Genomic DNA, 16,921 nt, shown 5'->3' on the forward strand with positions numbered 1-16,921 from the left:
GTCATTCGTCTCGATGCAGGAAGTAAAGGGTGGATAGCGGCGGCAGCGTCAGCAGCAGCGACTGGGCATGGCCATGCGCCGGCTCGGCGCGCGCCTGCGCCCGGCCAAGATTGCCGGCGCCGGTGCCGCCGTAGCTGCCGGCGTCGGTGTTCAGGATCTCGTCCCAGCGCCCGCCCAGCGGCACGCCGACGCGGTAGGCGGCGCGCGCCACCGGCGTGAAGTTGCTGACCGCCAGCACCTGCGCGGCGCCGTCCGTGCGCAGAAAGGCGACCACGCTGTTGTCGGCGTCGTCCAGGACGACCCAGGCAAAGCCGGCGGGATCGGCGTCACGGGCATGCAGCGCGGGCTGGGAGCGGTACAGGCGATTGAGGTCGCCGACCAGTCGTTGCATGCCCTTGCGGGCCGGATCGTCCAGCAGGTTCCAGTCGAGCGGAGCGTCATGGTTCCATTCGGCGGCCTGCGCGATCTCGCCGCCCATGAACAGCAGTTTCTTGCCGGGGTGGGCCCACATGTAGCCCAGGTAGGCGCGCAAATTGGCGAAGCGGGAGGTGACGTCGCCCGGCATCTTGTTCAGCAGCGATCCCTTGCCGTGCACCACTTCATCGTGCGACAGCGGCAGGACGTAGCGCTCGGCATAGGCATAGACCATGCTGAAGGTCAGCTCGCCGTGGTGGTACTTGCGGTGCACCGGGTCTTCGGCGAGGTAGCGCAGCGTGTCGTGCATCCAGCCCATGTTCCACTTGTAGTGGAAGCCCAGGCCGCCGTCCGCCACGGGCGCGGTGACCCCGGGCCAGGCGGTGGATTCCTCGGCGATCATCATGGCGTCGGGCACCTCGTCGCGCACGGCCTGGTTGAGGCCGCGCAGGAAGTCGACGGCCTCCAGGTTCTCGCGGCCGCCGTGGCGGTTCGGAATCCATTCGCCGGGACGGCGGCTGTAGTCGCGGTACAGCATCGACGCCACCGCGTCCACCCGCAGGCCGTCGACGTGGAAACGCCGCAGCCAGTGCAGCGCGCTGGCGATCATGAAGCCACGGACTTCGGTCCGGCCCAGGTTGTAGACCAATGTGTGCCAGTCGGGGTGGTAGCCTTCGCGCGGGTCGTCGTACTCGTAGAGCGCGGTGCCGTCAAAGCGGGCCAATCCATGCGCGTCATCGGGGAAGTGGGCCGGCACCCAGTCCAGGATCACGCCGATGCCGGCCGCGTGGCAGCGGTCGACGAAGTGCGCGAATGCCGCCGGCGGGCCGAAGCGCGCGCTGGGCGCGAACAACCCCAGCGGCTGATAGCCCCAGGATCCGCCGAACGGGTGTTCCATGATGGGCATCAGCTCAATGTGCGAAAAACCCATCGAGGCGGCATAGGCGGGCAGTTTGTCGGCCAGTTGCCGCCACGGGCAGCCGCCGTCCGGCGCCAGCCAGGAGCCCGCGTGGACTTCATAGATGGCGATGGGGGCGCCGGGCGCATGGCGTTCGCCGCGCGCCCGCATCCAGTCGTCGTCGGTCCAGGGATAGGGGGCGGCCGCATCCACGATCGAGGCGGTGGCCGGCGGCGGTTCGGCGCGGCGGGCGTGCGGATCGGCCTTGAAGCGGACCGCGCCGGTGGCGTCGGTGATTGCGAATTTGTAGCGCGCGCCGGCCGCGACGCCCGGCGCGAACAGTTCCCATACGCCGGCCTCGTGGCGCAGGCGCATGCCGTGGCGCCGCGGATCCCAGCTGTTGAAGTCGCCCACCAGCGCCACGCGCCGCGCGTTCGGCGCCCAGACGGCGCAGCGCACCCCGTCCACGCCGTCGACGCTGGCGGGCCGCACGCCAAGCCACGCCAGCGCGGCCCGCCAGTCGCCGTCGCGCAGGCCCTGCAGCGCCTCGGCGGGCAGCAGCGGCCCGAACGCGTATGTGTCGGCGACATGCTGGCGCGCGTCCGGCCATTCGATGTCCAGTTGGTAGGAATGCCCGGCGCCGGCCCGGGCGGGCCCGGCCGGACCGCTGAACAGGCCATCGCCCTCGTCGGCCAGCGGGAAGCGGGCGCCATCGGGAGCAACTACGGTCACCGAGCGCGCGCCGGGCAGCAGCGCGCGCACGCCGCCGTCATGCGGCCCGAGCACGGCGAACGGATCGTCATGGGCGCCGGCCAGCAGCGCGGCGCGCTGCGCCGCGTCCAGGGCGGCCGGCGCGGGATGCGGGGAGGCGGCGCTGGCGCGCGGGTCGTGGTTGCGGCGGCTCATGGCGTCGGGTCCTCGGCGTCGATCGCCGCGTTCTGCACCAGCGCATGCGCCAGGCCGGACAGCGCGCACAGCGGAATGGAGATCCAGTCGGGGCGGTGGCCGGCCTCGTAGCCGATCTCGTAGGCGGCTTTTTCCAGTTGGGCCAGTTGCAGCAGGGTGCGCCAGGCCGGCGACGGCGCGGCTCCGGCTTCCTCGTAGCCTTGCAGGAAGGCCTCGGTGGCGCGGGCGCGAAAGCGCGCCAGCAACGCATCGCGCAACTGCGCCGGCGAATTCGCGGTGGCGGCGTTTTCCATCGGCGCCGCGTTGGCGTCGGTGGGGGCGCCGCCCAGCGGATCGTGGTGCGCCACGGCGGCGGCCGCGTAGTCGAACGACCGCAGCATGCCGGCCACGTCCTTGGCGGGCGAGGCCAGTTGCCGGCGCAGGGACAGCGGCTGGTCGGGTTCGCCCTCGAAGTCGATCAGGTAGGCATCGGTCTGCGCCACCAGCACCTGGCCCAGATGCAGATCGCCATGGACGCGGATCAGCGGGCTGCCGGCGAGGGCTTGCGCCATGCGCTCGATCCGCGCCACCAGGCGGCCGTGGTGGTCGAACAGCCATTGGGCGCAGGCCCGCGAAGGTTCCTCCAGGCTGTCGACACAGGCGCGCAGCGCCTGGGCGGCCTGATCGAGCTGGCCCACGACGCGCGCGGCGAGGGCATCGGCCTCTTCCTGCGACGCGATGGCCGGGGCGAACGCCGGATCGTCGCTGGGCCGCGCCAGCACCTGGTGCAATTGCGCCAGGCGCCGGCCGATGGTGGCGGCCTGGGTGGCATAGCCTTCCAGGCTGGCTTCGAATTCCTCGGGGCTGTCGCCGCCCAGCAGCGCCGTGGCGAGCGTGCGCTTCAGGTAGTCCAGCGTCCAGTTCCAGGCGTCGCCTTCGTTGGCGATGTAGGCGTACAGCACTGCCAGCGTGCAGGGCACGCCATCGCCGTCCACGCGTTGTATTTCGCCCAGCAGCGCGGGGATGTTGGCATAGCCCGCGCGGGTCAGGTGGCGGCTCATCTCGACTTCCGCCGACAGCCCCGGCGGGGCATTGCGCAGCAGTTTCAGGATGGCCTTGCCGCCGATCACCACCGAACTGTTGGACTGCTCGCCGCTGATCCATTGCAGCGCCGGTTCGGCGTCCAGCGCCAGTTCCGTCATGCCGGGTTCGGGCAGGCTGCGGATCACGCCGGGCCGCTCGCCCGGCTTGCCGCCTTGGCGGCCATCCCATTCGCGGCCGTGGCGCAGGGCGTCGACCACCCCCAGCACGAAGCCGGGCTGCAGGAAGGCATCGGCCAGGATGCCGACTTCAGGGCCGCGCCGCACGCGCGCGATCGGGTACTGCACTTGCGCGGCCTCGTCCCAGACCAGCGCGAACGGGATCTGCACCCGCCGCGCGACCGCGGCGTCGGCTGGCTCGGCTTCGGCCCAGTAGTATTCGGCGCCGCCGGCGCCGGAGGATTCGGCCCGGCCGGCGCCGAAGGGCGTGGCGTAGGCCAGCGACACCCGGGCGGGCGGCGTGGCGCCGGGGAACCAGCGCTGGCGCGCCAGGTATTCCGGCAGCACTTCGGTTTCCAGGGTCTGGCGCGAGCCATCCGTGAGGACGGCGTTGGCATGGCCGCGCAACACCAGCGTGGCCAGCTCCGGCATGCGTTCCGGCGCGCTCGCGTGCCAGCCGGGCGGCGCCGCCTCGGCGCTCAGGTCCATCCAGTAAAAGCCGTAGGGCGGCAGCGTCAGCAGGTAGGGCAGCTCGCCGATCGCGGGAAACGGCGTGCCGCCCAGCATCTCCACCGGCACGCGGCCGTCGAAGGCCTGCAGCGGCAGTTCGACCGGCTGGGCGGCGTTGGACAGGTTGGCCACGCACAGGATGGTGGTGTCGCGCCATTGCCGCAGGTAGGCCAGGATCTTGCGGTTGCCGGCCTGGATGAAGCGCAGCGTGCCGCGGCCGAAGGCGTGGGTCTGGCGGCGCTGCGCCAGCATGCGGCGGGTCCAGTTCAGCAGCGAGTGCGGGTCGCGCTGCTGAGCCTCGACGTTGACGGCCTCATAGCCATACAGCGGCCCCATCAGCACCGGCAGCGGCAGCCGTTCGGGGTCGGCGCGCGAGAAGCCGCCGTTGCGGTCGGGCGACCATTGCATCGGCGTGCGCACGCCGTCGCGGTCCCCCAGGTGCACGTTGTCGCCCATGCCCAGTTCGTCGCCGTAATACAGCACCGGCGTGCCGGGCATCGACAAGAGCAGGCTGTTCATCAGTTCGACCCGGCGCCGGTCGCGTTCCAGCAGCGGCGCCAGGCGGCGGCGGATGCCCAGGTTGATGCGGGCGCGCGGATCGGCCGCGTAGACGCTCCAGAGGTAGTCGCGTTCGCGGCTGGTGACCATCTCCAGCGTCAGTTCGTCGTGGTTGCGCAGGAAGATGGCCCACTGGCAGGTGGCGGGGATGTCGGGCGTCTGGCGGATGATGTCGGTGATGGGAAAGCGGTCTTCCTGCGCGATCGCCATGTACATGCGCGGCATCAGCGGAAAGTGGAACGACATGTGGCATTCGTCGCCATTGCCGAAATACTCCTGCGCGTCCTCGGGCCACTGGTTGGCCTCGGCCAGCAGCAGGCGGCCCGGATACTCGCTGTCGATGACGGCGCGGATGCGCTTGAGCACCTGGTGGGTCTCGGGCAGGTTCTCGTTGTTGGTGCCCTCGCGCTCGACCAGGTAGGGCACGGCGTCCAGCCGCAGCCCGTCCACGCCCATGTCCAGCCAGTGGCGCATCACCGCCAGCACTTCCTTGAGCACCTGCGGGTTGTCGTAGTTCAGGTCGGGCTGGTGCGAGTAGAAGCGGTGCCAGAAGTAGGCGTTGGCCACCGGGTCCCAGGTCCAGTTGGACTTCTCGGTGTCGCAGAAGATCACGCGGGTGCCGGCGTAGGCCTTGTCGTTGTCCGACCACACGTAGAAATTGCGCGCCGCCGAGCCGGGCCGCGAGGTGCGCGCCCGCTGGAACCACGGATGCTGGTCGGAGGTATGGTTGACCACCAGCTCGGTGATGACGCGCAGGCCGCGCGCGTGGGCCGCTCGGATCAGCTTGCGCACGTCGGCGACGGTGCCGTAGTCCGGATGCACGCCGCGGTAGTCGGCGATGTCGTAGCCGTCGTCGCGTCGCGGCGAGGGGTAGAAGGGCAGCAGCCAGATCGTATCGACGCCCAGGTTGGCGATGTAGTCGAGCTTGGAAATCAGCCCGGGCAGGTCGCCCACGCCGTCGTCGTTGGAATCGAAGAACGACTTCACATGCAGTTGGTAGACCACCGCGTCCTTGTACCAAAGGCCGTCGTCCTGGGGGTGGGGTTGGCTGATCATGGTCATGGGCTCCCTGGCGGCGTCAGCCATGACGCGACAGCCGCCAGATGCGATAGGGTTGGTCGGGGGACAACGCCACCTCGCGCTCGCCGCGCCAGGTTTCGCGCTGGCCGGCCAGCAGGTCCTCGGCCACCAGGCCGTCCGGCCAGGGCGGCGCGAACAGCGCGCAGGGCGGCTCGACCCGGGCCGTCTGGGGGTGGAACGGATCCAGGCTGATGGCCGCCAGCACCACGTTGCCGTTGCCCGGCGTGGCCTTGGCGAAGGCGATGACGCGGTCGTTGCCGCTTGCCGCCAGCGTCAGGCCGCGGTGGCTTTGCAGGGCGGGGTTGGCCTGGCGCAACTGGTTCAGGCGGGCGATGTCGGCGCGGATGTTGCCGGGCTGGCGCCAGTCGCGCTGGCGCAGCTCGTACTTTTCCGAATCCAGGTATTCCTCCTTGCCGGGCACCGGCGCGGCCTCGCACAGTTCGAAGCCGCTGTAGACGCCCCACAGGCCCGAGCCCAGCGCCGCCAATGCCGCGCGGATCAGGAAGCCGGGACGGCCGCTGGTCTGCAGAAAGACCGGATTGATGTCCGGCGTGTTGACGAAGAAGTGCGGCCGGAAAAAATCCGCGGCTGGCGCATGCGAGATCTCTTGCAGGTAGGCTTCGAGCTCGGCCTTGTCGTTGCGCCAGGTGAAGTAGGTGTACGACTGCGTGAATCCCACCTTGGCCAGCCGGTACATCATCTTGGGACGGGTGAAGGCCTCGGACAGGAACAGCACGTCCGGATGGCGCGCATGGACTTCGGCGATCAGCCACTGCCAGAAGGGCAAGGGCTTGGTATGCGGGTTGTCGACGCGGAAGATGCGCACGCCGTGTCCCACCCAGAACAGCACGATGTCGCGCAGCGCGCGCCACAGCCCGAGCTTGCGGGCGCGCTTGGGCGCGGGGCCGTAGAACGCCACGTTGACGATGTCCTGGTACTTCTTCGGCGGATTCTCGGCATAGCGCAGCGATCCGTCGGGGCGCCAGGAGAACCAGTCGGGATGCTGGCTCAGCCAGGGATGGTCGGGCGAGCACTGGATGGCGAAGTCCAGGGCCATTTCAAGGCCATGCCGCTCGGCCGCCCTGACCAGCCGCAGGAAGTCCGCCAGGGTGCCCAGGCGCGGTTCGATGGCGTCGTGGCCGCCGGCCGGCGAGCCGATGGCGTAAGGGCTGCCGACGTCGTCCGGTCCGGCGCTCAGGCTATTGTTGCGCCCTTTGCGGTTGGCCTGGCCGATGGGATGGATCGGCGGCAGGTAGAGCACGTCGAAGCCCATTTCGCGGATGTCGGGCAGGCGCGCGATGACGTCATCGAACGTGCCATGCCGGCCGGGCTCGGCCGCCTGCGAACGGGGAAACAGCTCATACCAGGCGGCGTGCACGGCCTGCGGCCGGTCGACCCAGACGGGGTAGATGGCGGACAGCGACTCGAACGGGCGGCTGTCCAGCGTCCGCATGGCCTGGGCCAGGGCGGGGCTGAGCAGCATTTCGATCTGGTCCGCATCGGGTTCGGCCTGGGCATCGCGCGCCGCGCAAAGCTTGAGCGCGCGCTTGATGAGGCCGGCGCCGGCGCCGGGCGGGGCGTCCTGCCGGCCGCGCTGGTCGGCCTCGCGCAGCAGTTGCAGGCCTTCCTCGCGCTCCAGCCGCAGGCTGGCGCCGGCGGCATGCTTGACCTCCAGCTCGTGCCGGTAGCTTTCCCAGGCGTCGTACCAGGCCGCGACCTGGAAGGCGTGGGGCCCGATCCGCCCTGGCCGGAAGGCGGCGTCCCAGCGGTCGTTGGTGGCCAGGGACATCGGCACGCTGTGCCAGGCGGGTTCGTCGTCGGCGCGCCAGCGCAGCTCGGCCGCCAGCCGGTCATGCCCGTCCATGAAGATGTCGGCCTGCACCCGGACCAGTTCGTGCACGCGACATTTGACGGCATGCGCGCCGGCGTCCACCGAGGGCGCGACCTGTTCGATGGCCACGCGCGCTTGCGCGCCGGCGTCATTGCGCAGCATGGCCGCGTTGCGCGGCGCGGCGCATACGGGCAGCGCCGCCGACACGTCGTAGCGGGCGCAGGCCGCGGGCGCCAGCGTGTCATCGGCCGGGGCGTCGTCGCGGGGCTTGATCGCGCCAGCGGGCAGCAGGCCGGCGGCCAGGTCCCAGTCGACGCGCGCGGCGCCCGTGTCGTCGGGATTGAGCGCCAGCAGCGCGGCGCCCTGGTCGCCGGTCGCGCGCAGCAGCAAGGTGGCGCCGCCGTCGCGGCCGACGACGATGCGCGGCGGGCCGGCGACATGCGCCTCGCGCAGCCAGGAGTTGACGCGGGCGGCGCCGGCCGCGCGGTCGAGGTCTCCGGCGAGCCAGCCGGCGGCGCAGAACGCCGCCGCCCAGCCCCGGCGGGTGTCGACGGCGGGGCGCTCCGACGTGTCCTCGTCCGGCTCCGGTTCGTCTCCCTCCAGGGCGCAGGAGGGGGCGATCACGGGCGCCACCGCATGCAGGCGCTCCAGTTCCTCGGCCAGCCACGGCGCGCGGTAGTCCCACCACGGCAGCGAGCAGAAGACCGCGTCGAAACCCGCGCCGCGCAGGCGTTCCAGCGCCGCGGGCGGCAGGCCCGGGGTCCATGCCAGGCAGCGCAGGTCGCCATTGAGCTGGCGCGACGGTTCGAACAATGCCCGCCAGGCGGGCGCCTCGAGCATGGGCGGTGGCTGTACCACGTAGCCGGCCACGCCGCTGCGCGTCCAGCGCAGCAGCCGCGCCGCCCAGGCCTCGATGAAACCCGCGGGCGGGCCGTCGCGCAGCTGCCGCACGTCGTGCTCGCGCCAGGGCAGGCGCGGATCGCGCGCCGGGTCATCGACCGGGTCCTGGTACCAGGCGGCGGGGGCGGTGGCGCCATGGGCCTGGCGGGCCACCCGTTGCAACTCGAGCCGCAGCAGCAGCGCCAAGCCATGGTCCGCGGCGCTGCGGGCATCGCGCGCCAGCCGCGCCGGCAGCGGTTCGGTGCGCCCGTCCGGCGCCGCCGCCAGGTCGGCATCGACCGGGGCCAGCGAGCGCGCGCCGGGCGGGCAGAGCCAGGGAACCGGCACCAGCACCGCCGTGAAACCCTCGTGGCGCAAGCCGGCCAGCAGCGGCTCACGCGCCGCGGCCTCGGCCGGCAGGCCGGCGCGCGCGTAGTAGATGCGCGGCATGGGCGGGCTGCCGGACGAGGAGGAGGGGGCTGCCATGCGCGGCTCCTACAGCGGCGCGGGGGCGCCAAGCGTCGCCGCCTGGCGCACGCGCCGCAGTCGCGGCGCGGCGATCTCCGGCAGCGGTTGCGCGCCGCCGGCCAGCGGGGCGGGCGCGTCGCCCGTGAGCGAGCGGAACAGCGCCAGGTACTCCGCCACGGCGGGGCGCCAGCTGAAATCCGCGGTCATGGCGTTGCGCTGCATGGCGCGCCACAAGGTGGCGTGTTGATGCAGATGGAGCGCGCGCGAAATCGCCGCCGCCATGTCCTCGGGCGCGCTGCCGTCGAACAGCACGCCGGTGGCGCCGGCCATGGCGGTCAGCGGTTGCTGCGGTCCCGGGTCCTTGATCGTGTCGGCCATGCCGCCGACCCGCGAGCCGATCGGCAAGGTGCCATACCGCATGGCGTAAAGGGGGGTCAGCCCGAAGGGTTCGAAGCGGCTGCCGTGCAGCAGGATGTCGCCGGCCGCCTGCAGCCGGTGGGCGCCGGCTTCCTCGTAACCAATGCGCACCGCGCAGCGCCCGGGATAGCGCTGACTCAGGTCCCGCAGCGCGGCTTCGAGGTGGCGTTCCCCCTGGCCCAGCACCGCGACCTGCAGCGCCGGATGGGCTTCCAGCGCCCGCGGCAGCGCCAGCGCCGCCACGTCGGCCATTTTCTGTCCCGTCAACCGGCTGCACATGATCAGCAGCGTGGCCTGCGGGTCTTCGCGCAGGCCGTATTCGCGCTGGGCGGCGGCTTTGCACAGGCGCTTGTTGGCCAGGTCGTCGGGGTGGTAGCGCAGCGGTCCCAGGTGCGGATCGCGCGCCGGGTTCCACAGCTGCGTGTCGATGCCGTTGGCGATCGCGCACAGGTCGGCCGCGCGCTCGCGCAGCACGCCGTCCAGTCCGCAGCCGAATTCGGGGGTCAGGATCTCGCGGGCGTAGCGATGGCTGACGGTGGTGACGCGGTCGGCATAGCGGATTCCCGCCTTCATGAAATTCAGGCGGCCCCAGGCCTGGGCGCCGTCTTCGCCCAGGAATGGCGCGGGAACTCCCAGCAGGGGCGCATCCTCGAGCGCCGCCGGCCCCTGGAAGGCGAGGTTGTGGATCGTCAGGACGCTTTTCACGTCCGTGACGCCCGTGGCGCGCAGCAATAGCGGCGTCAACGCCGCATGCCAGTCATGCGCGTGCACCAGTTCGGGGCGCGGCAGGCCGGGCAGGCCCTGGGCGATGCGCACCGCAGCATGGGCCAGGGCCGCGTAGCGCAGCGCGTTGTCGGCATATTCCTGGCCGTCGTCGTCAAGGTACAGGCCGGCGCGGTCGTACAGCGCGTCGTTTTCCAGCAGCAGGAACGACAGGCCCGACTGCGGGCAGACCCCCGCCAGCAGGCGCGCGTCGCCGCCGGGCAGGCCCGCCAGGTCGGCCACCGGCCGCGCCGGCCGCAGGCGTTGCGCAACGCCGCGATAGGCGGGCAGCAATAGTGTCGGTTGCATGTGCGCCTGGGCCAGCGCGCGCGCCATGCCGGTGATGGCGTCGCCCAGGCCCCCGGTCTTTGCCAGGGGGAACGCTTCTGCCGCCACGATGAGAATTCTTGTTGTCGCCATGCTTGCTCCGGAGTCGGCGGAGGGCCTCGGGAACCGGGGCCATGTCCGCAAGACTTGTCCCTACGCAAGTGGCATGCCCGGCGCCGCGCCGGCGAGAGCGCGCCATGGCCGTGGCCCCTGGCGCCGCCGCCGGTCGTTGCCGGTTGGCGCCAACCCCTTGCGTTACGCCTTTTGTGCCCCTTTTTGTAATCATTGGCCCGACACCGGCTGGGGGTGGCGCCTGCGCCAGCCCAGGCGGATCTCGACCGCGGCAAAGGCCAGCAGGGCCAGGCACAGGGGCGCCAGCGCGTACAGCGCGCGATAGCCGAGCGCCGCGCCCAGCACCTCGGCCGCCGGCAGCCGCGGGGACAGGGCCGCCACGAAGATCGCTTCGGTGGTGCCCAGGCCGCCCGGCACCCGGGTCACCACCGCCGCGAAGCTGGTGCACAGCAGGATGCCCAGCACCATCGGATAGGCGACTTTGCCCTGCAGCAGCACATACATGATGGCGCCCATCAGCATCCACGACAGCCCCGCCGTCACGCTTTGCAGCGCAGCCATGCGTCCCCGCGGCAGCGTCACCCGCATTCCCATCCACGTGGCCGCGCGCCGCGTGGCGCGCGCGCAGACCCACGCATAGGCAATGGCCATCGCCAGCAGCCCCACCCCCAGCAGCCGCAGCATGCCGCCGCCGATTTCCCAGCCCGCCGGCACCACGATCGCGCCGCTGGCGAACAACACGCCGGCCACCCATCCATAGCCGACCCAGTTCGACACCGCCGAGAACAACGCCACCCGCGTGGCGACGGACTTGCGGCAGCCGAGCCGGGCATACAGGCGCAGCCGCGCGCCCAGGCCGCCTACCAGCACGCCCAGGTTCAGGTTCAGCGCATAGCTCAGCATCGCCACGCCCAGCACTTTGGGCCAGGCCAGGGAATGGCCGGTGTAGCGCCGGCCCAGCAGGTCCATGGCCGCGTACGCCAGGTAGGCCGGCGCCACCAGGGCGGCGGCCAGCAGGACCGTATCGCGCGGGATCCGTCGCACGGCCTGCCAGACCTGCGGCCAGTCGACCGAGCTGCCGAAATACACCAGCAGGGCCGCCGCCACTGCCAGCACCACCCAGGGCAGCACCTTCTTGATGCGCGGCCAGCGATGCCGGGCCGCGCGCATCAGGCGGGAACGGTACAGGCTCATAACGCCTCGCCTTCGCGCTGGCCGGACTCGTCGAGCGTGCGCAAGCGCGGTTTGTGCGCCGGCAGCGCGCCGGCCCAGGCGGGAAAGCGGCGCAGGAAATGGAACACCACCACGCCCACCCAGAAGCGGCGCAGGCGCCGGCGCGAGCCCGGCCGCATCCGCACCGGCCGGCAGTCCTCGGCGATGAGCCGTTCCAGGCTGGCGCGCAGGCTGGCATTGAGCGCGGCGTCGCGGGCCACCACGTTGGCCTCCAGGTTCAACGCCAGGCTGAGCGGGTCCAGGTTGCTGGATCCCACGGTGGACCAGTCCTCGTCGACGCAGGCGACCTTGGCGTGCAGGGGCCGCTTGCAGTATTCGAAGATCTCGACGCCGGCATCGATCAGATAGTCGTACAGCATGCTGGCCGCCAGCTGCGCCACCAGCATGTCGGGTTCGCCTTGCAGCAGCAGGCGCACCCGCACGCCGCGGCGGGCGGTGCTGGCCAGATCGTGCAGCAGGCGGTAGCCGGGGAAGAAATAGGCGTTGGCGATCAGCACGTCCTGGCGCGCCGCGCGCAGGCCGGCGCGGTAGTAGCGTTCGATATCGGTGGGGTGGCCCTGGTTGTCGCGCACCACCAGGCGGCCGCCGCCATCGCCCGCCGGCATCGGCTCGAGCGGGCCGCGACGCCGGCGACGCGGTCGATCGGCGCCCAGCGCGGCGCGCGCATAGTCCGCGATGTCGGCGGCCAGCGGGCCTTCCACCCGCACCGCGTAATCCTGCTTGGCTTCGGGACCGTAGTCCGGCAGGTGGTCGGCCGAGAAATTGATGCCGCCGACGAATGCGCAGGTTCCGTCCACCGCCACGATCTTGCGATGCATGCGCCGGAACAGGTTGGTCCGCACCCCCAATAGCCGCGGGCGCGGGTCGAACAGATGTACACGGACGCCCGCGCCGGTCAGGGCCGCCAGGAATTCCTCGGACAATTCATCCGAGCCGTAGCCGTCGGCCAGGATGTCGACGCTGACCCCGCGTCCGGCGGCGGCGATCAGGGTGCGCTGCAGGTCGCGGCCGACCGCGTCGTCGAACAGGATGAAGGTTTCGATCAGCACTTCGCGGGCAGCCGCGTCGACCGCGGCGCGCACCGCGGGAAAATAGGCTTCGCCGTTCTCCAGCAGCGTGTAGCGGTTGCCGCTGCGCCAGCCCAGGGGCGGGGGCGTCATAGCGAGATCTCCGCCGCGATCGGCACATGGTCGGACAGGCGCGACCAGACGCGCGAGGCCAGCGGCACGGGGCGCCAGCCGCGCACGTTGCGCACGTAGATGCGGTCCAGGCGCAGCAGCGGCCAGCGGGCCGGAAAGGTGCGCGCCGGCCGTCCCAGGCGCGACGTGAACACCTCCTGCACCCGGCAGTCGCGCAGCAGGTGGTCCGCTTTCAGGCGCCAGTCGTTGAAATCGCCCGCGATCAGCAAGGATGCGCCGGCCGGCACGTCGCGCGCCACCAGGCGGCACAGGCTGGCGATCTGCTGTTCGCGATGGCGCGCCAGCAGCCCCAGGTGCACGCAGATCGCATGGACGGCGCCGGCCTGCCCGGGGACCTCGAGTTCGCAATGCAGCAGGCCGCGGCTCTCGTGGCCGCCGACACTGACGTCGTGGTTCTCGAAGCGCGCGATCGGATAGCGCGACAGTACGGCATTGCCATGGTGGCCCGCGGGATACACGGCGTTGCGGCCGTAGGCGAAGTCGCGCCACAGCGTGTCGGCCAGGAATTCGTACTGCGATGCCGCCGCTCCGTGGTCGCCTGGATGGCGCGCGGCCATATCCTGGTGTTCGCCCACCACCTCCTGCAGGAAGACCAGGTCGGGCGCCGCCGAGCGCAGCGCTTCGCGCAGGTCGTACAGCATGTAGCGGCGGTTGAAGCTGGTGTAGCCCTTGTGGGTGTTGACGGTCAGCACCGTCAAGGTCATGGCGGACATGGCGTCTCCAGGCGCGGGAATCTTTGCGCCGGAGCAATTCCCGTGCCTGGCGCGGCGGCTCCTACAGTCCCAGGCCCAGCAGCATCAGGAAAGTGCCAAAAAGGACGAAGTGCGTCATGCCTTCGATCGCATTGGTCTGGCCGTCGTTCAGATTGATTGCGGCCACCAGCAGGGTCGCCAGCATCATCACGGTCTGCAGCGGCGTCATGGCCATGTCGATGCGCTGGCCGGAGAGCAGCGCCATGGCTTCCATGGCCGGCACGGTCAGGATCACGGTGGACAGCGAGGCGCCCAGCGCGATGTTGACCACCGATTGCATGCGGTTGGCCAGCGCCGCGCGCAGGGCGGTCAGCATTTCCGGCGCGGCCGAGATGCCGGCCACGATCAGCGCCACCAGCCCGACAGGCACGTCGATGCCCGCCAGGCTGCGGTTCAGGGAGTGCGACATCAGCTCGGCCAGCGCGCCCACCGCGATGATGCCGGCGGCCATCACGGCAACCGACTGGCGCCGGCTCGGATAGCCGGACGCCGGCAGCGGGCGGCGGGTTTTCTTGTCGGGATAGCTGTAGCTGAAGAAATAACTGTGCGGGCCGGTCTGCATGCGCAGGAATACGCCGTAGAGCAACAGCATCGCCACGATGGTGAAGCCGCTGTAGGCGCGCCAGCCGGCTTGCGGGACGAACTCGGGGATGACCATCGATACCGTCACCGCGGTCAGGATCATCACGCTATAGGTGCGGGCGGAATCGTCGTTGTAGGCCTGCTCGCCATGCTTGAAGCCGCCGAGCAGCGCGGCCACGCCCAGGATGCCGTTGATGTCCAGCATCACGGCCGAATAGATGCTGTCGCGCACCAGCGTCGGCGACGCGGCCCGGGACGAGACGATGGCCAGCACGATCACTTCCACCAGCACCGCCGACAACGTCAGGATCATGCTGCCGTAGGGGTCGCCCAGCTTTTGGGCGATGCGTTCGGCGTGGCGCGCCACGCTCAGCGAAGCCGCCAGGATGGCCGTGACCAGCACGGCCGTCTCGAGCGCGCTGGCGAGCCGGCCGTGATCGCCCAGGCGGGGATCGACCGCGTATCCCGCCACGGCCACCAGGCAGGCCAGCAGCAGGTATTTCTCGGACTGCAGAATGGATTTCATCGGAATCCGGCGGACCGCAATAGCGCCAGCCTAGCATGCCCGCGTCCCTGGCGGCGGGCACGCAATTTGCTGAACACGGTTTCCGTCCCGACCGAAAGGAGCACCATGGCAGCCACCCGCGTACGGAGGCGGCGGACCGCGCCGCCCCGACCCGCCGCGGCCCGCAACGCGGCCAAGGGCAATCCGGTGTCGCGCTTCTTCGACCATTTTGCCGCCCATGTGACCCGCTGGGCGGGATCGCCGGTGGCATTCGGGCTGGCGTTGATCGCGGTGATCCTGTGGGGAATCTCGGGCCCAGCGTTCGGTTATTCCGAGACCTGGCAGCTGGTGATCAACACGGGCACGACCATCGTGACCTTCCTGATGGTGTTCCTGATCCAGCAGAGCCAGAACAAGGACAGCGAGGCGCTGCACCTGAAGCTGGACGAACTGCTGATCGCGCTCGAAGGGGCCGATGAAAGGCTGGTGGATGCCGAACGCCTGGACGAGGACAAACTGCTGGCGTTGGCGGCGGCCTGCACCGCGCGCGCCAGGACCCAGCGGCGCAAGCGCGCCCGCAGCCGGAGGCAGAGATGACAGACGACAAACCGACGGTCCGCAAGGGGCAGTACACCGGGCAGCTCGAGCGTGAAACGTTCCGCGCCCGTTTCATGCGCCGCTTCTACGATCCGGCGTTCCAGGCCGAGCGGGCGGCGCTGGCGCGGCTCGAGGCGATCGCCTGGGACGCCTACGCGCAGGGCCGCAAGGCCCCGATCACTGTCAAGGCCGGCCCCGGCCACGCCGATCCCGACTATGACCTTTCGGTGGAGTGGAAGGAAACGCGAGACCGGCTGGCGCTCGCCGAGCGCGCGCAACAGGATCCGGCCACGCCTTCCCGCGTGCTGGTGATCATCGGCGCGTCCCGCAACGACGGCACCTGTCCTGGCGAGGTCTCCAAGAGCTGGCGGCTGGCCCGCATCCTGCTGGAGGAACTGCAGGCCGCCGGCATGCGGACAGACACCCTGGACCTCAGCCGCCTGGTCTCGGAATACGAATACCGGATCCATCCCTGCAAGGGCTGCGTGTCGACGGCGATGCCGCTGTGCCACTGGCCCTGTAGCTGCTACCCCAATCATTCGCTGGGGCAGGACAACGACGCCATGGGCGCGATCTACGAACAATGGGTGGCGGCCCATGGGGTGATCCTGGTGGCGCCATCCTATTGGTATCAATCGCCCAGTCCCCTGAAGCTGATGATCGACCGGCTGGTGTGCGCCGATGGCGGCAACCCCGACCCCACTCTCACGGGCGGCAAGGATCCGCTCAAGGCCAAGCAGGTCGAACTGGATGGCTGGCCCTACCCCAAGCACCTGGCCGGACGCGCCTATGGCCTGGTGGTGCACGGCGACGTGGCCGGCATCGAGGCTCAGCGGCGCGCGCTCAGCGACTGGCTGGACTGGATGGGGCTGGTCGACGCCGGCGCGTCGTCGCGGCTGGACCGCTATATCGGCTACTACCGGCCCTATGCCACCAGCCACGAGGAACTGGATCGCGACCGCGCGGTGCAGCAGGAAGTGCGCAACGTGGCGCGGGCCGTGGCGAATTTCATACCGCGGCTGCGGCGCGGCGCGATGGCGGGGCTGGAACGGGGCATCCGCGATCCGCGCCCGAAATGAATTGACTGCGGCGGCGCGCCGAGGGGGCGTCGCCGTTTCACGCGTGGGAGAAAGATCATGAGTCCTGACTGGTCGGAGATGTTCACCTTCTCGATATCGCCGCTCGAAATCATCATCCGCGGCTCCATCGTCTACTGGTTCATCTTCGTGCTGTTGCGCGTGGCCGGCCGCCGCGATATCGGCTCGTTCGGCGTGGCCGACATGCTGGTGCTGGTGCTGATCGCCGACGCCGCGCAGAACGCGATGGCGGGGGAATACAAGTCCATCGTCGACGGCCTGGTGCTGGTGTCGACGATCGTCGGTTGGACCGTCATCGTCGACAGGGCGGGCTATTTCTTCAAGCCGGTCGGCCGGCTGCTGGCGGCCGACAAGGTCTGCCTGATCCATGACGGCGTCATTGCGCGCCGCAACCTGCGGCGCGAGTACATCACCGAAGCGGAGCTGCTGAGCGAACTGCGCCTGAAAGGCGTGACGGATGTCAGCGAAGTGCGGCGCGCCTACATGGAGGCCGACGGCAACATCAGCGTGCTCAAGAAGAAAGCGGATTGAAGTCGCCGCATCCGCGGGCCGGCTGTCGGCGCCGGACCGCGCCAGGCGGAATGCGCGGGGGGGGG

The 16,921-nt window shown here is 70.6% G+C and carries 11 protein-coding genes; 3 read left to right on the plus strand and 8 right to left on the minus strand.

Annotation, left to right across the window (positions count from 1 at the left end):
• Window position 1: 1 nt before the first annotated feature.
• From glgB to DK459_RS15030, 8 genes are all read right to left on the minus strand, one after another.
• Window positions 2–2,218 carry a 1,4-alpha-glucan branching protein GlgB gene (gene glgB, locus DK459_RS14995; protein WP_082405927.1) on the minus strand — a complete coding sequence of 739 codons (2,217 nt, stop codon included), beginning with the start codon at window positions 2,216–2,218 and terminating at the stop codon, window positions 2–4.
• The gene (gene treS / locus DK459_RS15000) at window positions 2,215–5,580 is read right to left on the minus strand and encodes a maltose alpha-D-glucosyltransferase (protein WP_110134894.1); all 3,366 of its coding nucleotides are present in this window, start codon (window positions 5,578–5,580) and stop codon (window positions 2,215–2,217) included. Before treS ends, glgB begins: the two co-directional genes overlap by 4 nt.
• Before the next feature lie 22 nt (window positions 5,581–5,602).
• The gene (locus tag DK459_RS15005) at window positions 5,603–8,800 is read right to left on the minus strand and encodes an alpha-1,4-glucan--maltose-1-phosphate maltosyltransferase (RefSeq protein ID WP_233256806.1); all 3,198 of its coding nucleotides are present in this window, start codon (window positions 8,798–8,800) and stop codon (window positions 5,603–5,605) included.
• Between the two features lie 9 nt (window positions 8,801–8,809).
• Window positions 8,810–10,381: a glycogen synthase GlgA gene (gene glgA / locus DK459_RS15010; protein WP_110134842.1), complete on the minus strand. Its 1,572-nt coding sequence runs from the start codon at window positions 10,379–10,381 to the stop codon at window positions 8,810–8,812.
• Between the two features lie 189 nt (window positions 10,382–10,570).
• On the minus strand, window positions 10,571–11,554 hold the full coding sequence (locus tag DK459_RS15015; RefSeq protein ID WP_006384476.1) for a lysylphosphatidylglycerol synthase domain-containing protein: 984 nt from the start codon (window positions 11,552–11,554) through the stop codon (window positions 10,571–10,573).
• Entirely contained in the window at window positions 11,551–12,753 is a 1,203-nt protein-coding gene (gene clsB, locus DK459_RS15020; RefSeq protein WP_020928727.1) for a cardiolipin synthase ClsB, read from the minus strand. Before clsB ends, DK459_RS15015 begins: the two co-directional genes overlap by 4 nt.
• The gene (locus DK459_RS15025) at window positions 12,750–13,505 is read right to left on the minus strand and encodes an endonuclease/exonuclease/phosphatase family protein (RefSeq protein WP_006384478.1); all 756 of its coding nucleotides are present in this window, start codon (window positions 13,503–13,505) and stop codon (window positions 12,750–12,752) included. Before DK459_RS15025 ends, clsB begins: the two co-directional genes overlap by 4 nt.
• Before the next feature lie 61 nt (window positions 13,506–13,566).
• Window positions 13,567–14,652: a calcium:proton antiporter gene (locus DK459_RS15030; protein ID WP_006384479.1), complete on the minus strand. Its 1,086-nt coding sequence runs from the start codon at window positions 14,650–14,652 to the stop codon at window positions 13,567–13,569.
• A 105-nt stretch (window positions 14,653–14,757) separates the two neighbouring features.
• On the opposite strand from DK459_RS15030, the gene DK459_RS15035 reads away from it, so the two are divergent.
• The 3 genes from DK459_RS15035 to DK459_RS15045 are packed head-to-tail and all read left to right on the plus strand — an operon-like array spanning window position 14,758 to window position 16,856.
• Entirely contained in the window at window positions 14,758–15,228 is a 471-nt protein-coding gene (locus DK459_RS15035) for a low affinity iron permease family protein (RefSeq protein WP_233256807.1), read from the plus strand.
• On the plus strand, window positions 15,225–16,307 hold the full coding sequence (locus DK459_RS15040; protein ID WP_020928725.1) for a flavodoxin family protein: 1,083 nt from the start codon (window positions 15,225–15,227) through the stop codon (window positions 16,305–16,307). Before DK459_RS15035 ends, DK459_RS15040 begins: the two co-directional genes overlap by 4 nt.
• Window positions 16,308–16,364: 57 nt before the next feature.
• On the plus strand, window positions 16,365–16,856 hold the full coding sequence (locus DK459_RS15045; RefSeq protein ID WP_006384482.1) for a DUF421 domain-containing protein: 492 nt from the start codon (window positions 16,365–16,367) through the stop codon (window positions 16,854–16,856).
• Window positions 16,857–16,921 lie beyond the last annotated feature (65 nt).

The organism is Achromobacter sp. RW408 (assembly GCF_003184165.1).
GTDB classification, from domain to species: Bacteria; Pseudomonadota; Gammaproteobacteria; order Burkholderiales; family Burkholderiaceae_B; genus Achromobacter; species Achromobacter xylosoxidans.